A 7,135-nucleotide genomic window follows, 5' to 3' on the forward strand; every position below is an offset into this window, starting at 1 on the left:
GGAGGAGGTGCTGTAGATGATCGCCGAAGCGCAGTGGGAGAGCGACCTGCTCGACTGGCTGGGGGAGGTCGGCTGGACGCACAACACAGGCAGTGAGGTGGAGTCTCAGCGGGCGTCGCTGGGTGAGCTGGTGCTGCGCGAGGACTTCCTCGCCGCGCTGCGGCGTCTCAACCCGGGCGTGCCGGACCAGTTCTTGCAGCAGGCGGCGTCGGATCTGTTGCAGCCCAAGTCGCAGGATCCGATCAGCGAGAACAAGGCGTTTCACGATCTGCTCGCCCACGGCTACCGGGGGGTGACGTACACCGACCCGGCCGGGCTGGAGCAGACACCGACCCTGCGCCTGCTGGGTGAAGAGGTGCTGCAGAACCAGTGGCGGGCGGTGCAGCAGGTCCGGATCCAGGAGAAGGGGTTCAGCCGACGCTTCGACGTCGTGCTGTACGTCAACGGGCTGCCGCTGGCCGTCGTGGAACTCAAACAGGCCGGGCATAAGGGCGCCACCATCGCCAAAGCTCACAGCCAACTCGGCACCTACCTGCACGAGTTCGGGATGGCGTTCCGCACCGTCGTCGCGACCGTCATCAGCGACGGCCTGTCGGCGCAGTACGGCACCCCCTTCACCCCGCTCAACCACTACTCCCCGTGGACGGTCGACGAACAGGGCGTCCCCGTCGAGACGGGTCCGGACGCTACCGAACTCGACATCCTCGCCCACGGGCTCTTCGAACCGGCGCGGTTCCTCGATCTGGTCGTCCACTTCACGGCCTTCGACGAAACCGACACCGGCCTCATCAAGCGGATCGCGAAGCCCCACCAGTACTTCGCCGTTCGCAAAGCCGTCGACAGCACCGTGCGCGCCGTCGACTCCCACGGTAAGGCGGGCGTGGTCTGGCATACCCAAGGTTCCGGCAAGTCCATGGAGATGGAGCTGTACGCCAACCTCGTCATGACGCACCCTCGGCTGCTCAACCCCACCCTGGTCGTCATCACCGACCGCACCGAACTCGACGGCCAGCTCTACGAGACCTTCGCGCGCTCCACACTGCTCGCCGAATCGCCGCTCCAGGTGCGCCGCCGCAGCGAACTGCGCGATCAGCTCAGCAACCGCGCCAGCGGGGGCATCCTGTTCACCACGCTGCAGAAGTTCGGGCGCACCAGCGACGAACGCGACGCCGGGGATGAGCACCCGCTGCTGTCGGACCGCCGCAACATCATCGTCATCGTCGACGAAGCACACCGCAGCCACTACGACGACCTCGACGGCTACGCCCGGCACCTCAAAGACGCGCTGCCGAACGCCACCCTCATCGCCTTCACCGGAACCCCGATCAGCGCGGCCGACCACAACACCCGCGCCGTGTTCGGCGACTACATCGACATCTACGACCTCACACGCGCCGTCGAGGACGGGGCGACGGTGCCCGTCGTCTTCGAGCAGCGACTCATCCAGATCAGCCTCGCCGACGGCTTCACCCCCGCCGACCTCGACCGCATCGCCGACGAACAATCCCGCGACCTTGACCTGGCCGAACGGCAGCGCATCGAACAATCCGTCGCGGTCATCAACGCCATCTACGGCGCCCCCGAACGCCTCGCTGCCCTCGCCGGAGACATCGTCGAGCATTGGGAGGACCGCCGGGAACGCATGGACGAATCCCTCCAGCCGACCGACAGTGAGGCGACGCCGCACGGCAAAGCGTTGATCGTGTGCGCCACCCGCGAGATCTGCGCTCGTCTCTACGACCAGATCGTCGCGTCGCGCCCCGACTGGCACTCACCTGACCTCGACAAGGGAACCATCAAGGTCGTCTACTCGGGCAACGCATCCGACGAACCCCCCATCCGCGACCATGTGCGCCGCGAATCGGAGAACCGAGTCATCAAGAACCGGCTCAAAGACATCGAAGATCCGCTCGAACTTGTGATCGTCAAAGACATGATGCTCACCGGATTTGACGCGCCCCCGCTGCACACCCTCTACCTCGACCGCCCCCTCAAGGGCGCTCTGCTCATGCAGACCCTCGCGCGGGTCAACCGCACCTTCCGCGGCAAGCGCGACGGGTTGCTGGTCGCCTACGCGCCCCTCGCCGACAACCTGCGCGACGCCCTGGCCGAATACACCGCCACCGACCAGGCGAAGAAACCCGTCGGGCAGACCACCGACGAGGTGGCCACCACTGGCGTCGACCTCGTCAAGGCGCTCCGTGCACTGCTGCGCGGCTTCGACTGGCGCAGGGTCATGGCCTCAACCGACCCGAAGCGAGCCCGCAAAGCCGTCGGGGGAGCCGTCGAATACCTGCGCTCTCCCCACACTCCCGGCAACCAGGTGGCCGAGGGTGCCCTCACGGTGGGGGATCGTTACCGGATGCTCTCGGCGCAACTGGGACGCGTCTGGGCGATGGCGTCCGGAGCCGACGCCTTGGCCGCGCTCCGTGACGAGGTGCGCTTCTACGAAGAGGTGCGCGTCTGGATGGCGAAGTACGACGCCAAGGAACGCGAAGCGAACGGTCAGCCGATCCCCGAGGAGATCCTGCGCGCGCTACGCGGCGTCGTGGCGGACGCCACCGCGGTCGGCGACATCACCGACATCTACGCTGCGGCGGGGATCCCGCGCCCCAGCATCCAGGCGCTCACCCCCGAGATGCTTGCAGGCTTCCAACGAGCCGAACACCCCCACCTCGCGATCGAGGTGCTGCGTGACCTGCTGGTGGCAGAGTCGCGCCAGGCCACGACCGGCAACGTGGTGCGTCAGAAGGCGTTCAGTGAACGCATCGCAGAACTGATGAACCGCTACACCAACCAACAACTCACCTCCGCTGAAGTCATCGCCGAACTGGCGCGTCTGGCCCAGGAAGTGGCCGATGAGGCTGACCGCGGGCAACGGTTCACCCCGCCGCTGGGGGCTCACGAACTAGCCTTCTACGACGCCGTCAGCCAAAACGACTCGGCCGTTCTGCTGCAAGGCGACGACATGCTCGCCCAGATTGCCCGCGAACTCGTGGGCGTGATGCAGCGCGATGTTCGCACCGACTGGACGCGCCGCCCCGACGTCCAAGCCAAGCTCCGCTCCGAGGTGAAACGGCTGCTGCGCCGCTACAAGTACCCGCCCGACAGGCAGCCCGGTGCCGTCACGCTGGTGCTGGAACAGATGGAAGTGCTCGCCAACGCGATTTCACCGGAGGTGTAAGGCATGGCCTTTCCGGCTTTCCTCGATACCTGCGTCCTGTTTGGCCAGCAGGTGACAGACCTCCTGCTCCACCTCGCCCTCCGGGGCTGCTTCGTGCCCTACTGGTCGCACGATGTCCTGGATGAGATGGAGCGCAACGTGTCGGGAAAGGGCCGAACAACGGCCGATGCCGTCCACAGTCGGCGGGCGCGGATGGAGGCGGCATTCCCCGAGGCGATGGTGAGTGGCTACGAGGCGCTGATCGGAGACATGACGAACCACCCGGGCGACCGGCATGTGCTGGCCGCGTGCGTACGGAGTTCAGCCCACACCCTCGTTACGTTCAACCTCAAAGACTTCCCGGCGGCGGCCCTGAGCCCCTACGACATCGAGGCCAAACACCCTGATGCCTTCGTGCTCGACCAATTGGACCTTCACCCGCTGTGGTCGCGGGCCGCCGTTGAGGCGATGCTGCGCAAGAACCGACTCCCACCACACGATGTCGGCGCCCTTGCGGAGCGGCTTCGTGCAGCGGGCCTGCCGGGATCGGCTCAGGTCATCGAGACCTGGATCTAGCGAATCCCCTCCGCTGAACCGCTGGTGGCCTCGTACAGGTCGTGTTCCAGCGCAATGTCGACCATCTCCGCCAATGCCTGGCGACGAATGGCGGCTCGCCGACGCTGATAGTCGAGCAGATCACCCAGGCGGACCTTGCGATGGCGGCCCACCTTGGTGCAGGGGATCTCGCCTTGATCGATGAACTTGATCAGCGTGGGCCGTGAGATCCCCAGGAACTCGGCGGCCTCTTGGGTGGTGAGTTGCTTCTCGATGGGGGCGACGGTGACGGCTCGCCCTTCGGCGATGTTGATCGCCGCGAACACGAGTACACGGTAAAGCTCATCGGGCAGATCAATGGAGTGTTCGCCGTCGCGGGAGACCAGGCGAGCCTTCGATTCCGGCACGTCGAGACCTCGGCTCCGCAGGGCCTCGACGAAGTCGATGACATCGGCCGCAGGCTGGTCTTCGGGGCTGAAGGTTGCGGCGTCCTGCACGGCGGTGTTCATACCCCGAGTGTTCCGCATAAACGAAATATTCGCAAGGGTGTTGTGGGTGATGTGTGCTCTGCGGGGAGGATCGGCGTGAACTGCGCGTCGGATCTTGGGCGAGATGCCGGGGGCGGCGCGCCGCTGTCCGCGACGCGCCGCCCCCGGGTTCAGCGGTTCAGGCTGCTCAGGGAATCACCGAGATGGTGTGGCTGGTGGTGCCCTTGGTGGTGCCGTCGATCGGGTTGTCGATCACGCTGTCGACCTGGCCGGTCTTCGTGTTGATCGTCACGACCCGCACCGGGTTCGCCGCGTCGCCCAGGTCGTTGCCCAGGTAGGAGACGACGGTGTTGCCGTTGATGGTGTCCTTGCGGCTGGTGAAGGAGCCGGTGTGCCCCGAGGCGACGATCTTGACGTTCGGGTAGGCGGAGACGACCTGGTCGTACAGGTACTTCGGGCTGGTGGCCCCGTAGCCGCCGTTGGATGTCGAGATCGTGGCGTTGCCGTCCAGGTAGTGGTGCGTCTGGATGATCACGTTGTGCTGCGGGTGGGACGCCACGACCTGCTTGGCCCAATCCACGACGCCCTGGCGCGGCCACAGTTCCAGCGTCATCACCAGCCAGTCGGTGTCGTTGGCGGTGAAGGTCGTCCACACGTTGTCGGGCTTGCCGCTCTCGTAGGTTCCGCCGACGTTCTTCAGCGCCGACACCGGGTAGGCGGCCTTGAACTCGTCGGTGTCGCGCACCAGCGTCCAGGACTTGCAGTTGGAGGCCCCCAGCCGGGTCGCGCACTCGGGGTTGTTGGCGTACGCGGAGCCGCCGTAGCCGGTGGATCCAGCGACGCCGTCCCAGCCCACGGCGCGGGTGTCGTGGTTGCCGATCGTGACGGCGAACGGGATGCCTGCGTCGGTGAGCACGTTGGTCGCGGCCTTGGCGCGGGTGTACTGGGCGGGCACCAGCCAGCCCCAGTTCGTGAGGTCGCCGGTCTGCAGGACGTAGCGCAGGTCCAGCGACTCCTTGTTCTTGGCCAGCCACTGCGTCCGGTTGGTGAACCGGCGATCGGTGTCGGTGAGGACCTCGGTCTGGGTGTCACCGATGATCGCGATGCTGAACGTGTCCGGGTTGTCGGTCGACGTGGACGGCTTCTCGTCGGGCGTGGCCACGGGGGTGGCGCTGGGTGCTACGGGTGAGGGGGTGGCCGTCGCGCTGGCGGCGGTGGTCGGCGTCGGGGTGGGTGTGGGGGTTGGTGTGGGGCTGGGCGTCACGCCCTGGACCTTGAGGTGGAACGCGACGCCTTGGTTGGTCCACCCGGCGGAGGTGAGGGTGGACAGTTCGCTGTCGGACCAGGCGTTGCGGGTGGCCTGGCCGCGCGTCACGCGGTAGACGGGGGTGGTGCAGGAGGTCGGGGCGGTGGAGGCGTAGAAGCCGATGACGTCCTGCTTGGTGTAGCCGCGCGCCTCGGCGGCGGCGATGTCGGACGCGGTGGCGAGCCAGACGAAGTCCGCCGTCGCCGCGTTGTACAACCGGGCGACCGACGTGTACCCGCCGGAAGCCGACCAGGAGCCGTACCCGACGAGCCCCCGGTTCTCGGTGAAACCGTAGGCCGTCGCGCCGGCGACCTCATTCGACCACGGGCTGAGGAGTTGCGTGCCCGATTTCGGATTGACCGCCTGATAGACGGGCATCGTGAGTTCCCCGCACGTCGCCGCGTCGGCGTTGGCGGTCGACAAGCTCGTGAGCCCCCCGGTCGCCAGGACTGCCGCGACGGCGATCGCCGCCCATCGTCGTTCCAGTGTCTTCATGTTTGTCGTGCCTCCACCACCTGACCGGACCCAACGCCCGGAGTTGCTGGGAGATTATCAGCGTGCTCTCAGGAAACGCCGTTGTTTCTGAGAACCCTGAATCACAGGTTGAGAGACCTCAGGATATGTTTCGGATTCAATTATTCGACGCGAGAGTGAGCAGGCCATTCATATCGGTGTTTTCGACGAGGGCGTCCGCCAGTTCGTCGAGCATCTGTTCGCGGCGCGCGGCGAACCCGGGGGCCCCGGGGGTGGGACGCCAGTCCGACCCGACGGCCGCCGCGATCTCGGTGAGCCACGCGCGCCGGAAGCCGTCGTTCTCGAACGCGCCGTGCCAGATCGTGCCGAACGTGTTGCCCACCCGGACGCCGTCCAGGAACGGCTCGGCGTCGGCTTCGGTCGCGACGACCCCGTGGTGAATCTCGTAGCCGTGGACGGTTTCGCCGCGCCAGGCGCCGACGGGGCGTCCCAGGGTCTTCGCGGCGTGGAAGTCGACGCGCGTGGGCAGCAGCCCCAGGCCCGGAGAGGAGCCCGTGGTGGACTCGATGGGGTCCTCGATGATGCGGGCGAGCATCTGGTAACCGCCGCAGATCCCCAGGATGGGCGCCCCGGTGCGGGCGCGCTCGGCGAGCGGTTCGGCCAGTCCGCGGGAGCGCAGCCACTCCAGGTCCGCCAAGGTCGAGCGGCTGCCGGGCAGCACGACCACGTCGGCGCGGGCCAGGTCGTCGGGACGGTCGGCGATGAACACGTCGACGCCGGGTTCGGCGGCGAGGGCGTCCAGGTCGGTGGCATTGGAGATCCGCGGGAACCGGATCGCCGCCACCCGCAGCACGCCGCCCGCGCCGGGCGTCCGGGGCCAGCGGGCGAACGCGAGGGCGTCCTCGGAGTCGAGCCACACCTGATCCAGCCACGGCACGACGCCGAAGTTGCGCAGCCCGGTGCGGACGCTCAGTTCGTCCAGGCCGGGGGCGAGAACGGACTGATCCCCGCGGAACTTGTTGATCAGATAGCCGGCTAGTTGTGCTCGGTCGGCGTCGTCCAGGATCGCCCAGTGGCCGAAGATCGACGCCAGGACGCCGCCGCGGTCGATGTCGCCCACCAGCACCATCGGCAGGTCGAAACGCCTGG

5 protein-coding genes are annotated in these 7,135 nt (G+C 67.2%); 2 read left to right on the forward strand and 3 right to left on the reverse strand.

Features of this window, described 5'->3' with window-relative positions:
* Window positions 1-16 precede the first annotated feature (16 nt).
* Together V7E09_RS13725 and V7E09_RS13730 are read left to right on the forward strand one after the other, a co-directional pair.
* The gene (locus V7E09_RS13725; protein WP_324523553.1) at window positions 17-3,184 is read left to right on the forward strand and encodes a type I restriction endonuclease subunit R; all 3,168 of its coding nucleotides are present in this window, start codon (window positions 17-19) and stop codon (window positions 3,182-3,184) included.
* Between the two features lie 3 nt (window positions 3,185-3,187).
* The gene (locus V7E09_RS13730; RefSeq protein ID WP_324512385.1) at window positions 3,188-3,739 is read left to right on the forward strand and encodes a PIN domain-containing protein; all 552 of its coding nucleotides are present in this window, start codon (window positions 3,188-3,190) and stop codon (window positions 3,737-3,739) included.
* On the opposite strand, the gene V7E09_RS13735 is transcribed toward V7E09_RS13730, so the two are convergent.
* From V7E09_RS13735 to V7E09_RS13745, 3 genes are all read right to left on the reverse strand, one after another.
* A complete protein-coding gene (locus tag V7E09_RS13735) occupies window positions 3,736-4,227 on the reverse strand; it encodes a helix-turn-helix domain-containing protein (RefSeq protein ID WP_324512386.1) in 492 nt (163 codons plus the stop codon). The two genes, V7E09_RS13730 and V7E09_RS13735, sit on opposite strands and share 4 nt — an antisense overlap.
* Before the next feature lie 166 nt (window positions 4,228-4,393).
* Complete coding sequence (locus V7E09_RS13740; RefSeq protein WP_324523554.1) at window positions 4,394-6,007, reverse strand: metallophosphoesterase; 1,614 nt, start codon at window positions 6,005-6,007, stop codon at window positions 4,394-4,396.
* Between the two features lie 136 nt (window positions 6,008-6,143).
* Window positions 6,144-7,135 (reverse strand): cobyric acid synthase (locus V7E09_RS13745; protein WP_324512388.1); only part of this gene is annotated, 992 nt, incomplete at its 5' end.

Source organism: Propioniciclava sp., from assembly GCF_036744435.1.
Lineage (GTDB): Bacteria > Actinomycetota > Actinomycetes > Propionibacteriales > Propionibacteriaceae > Propioniciclava.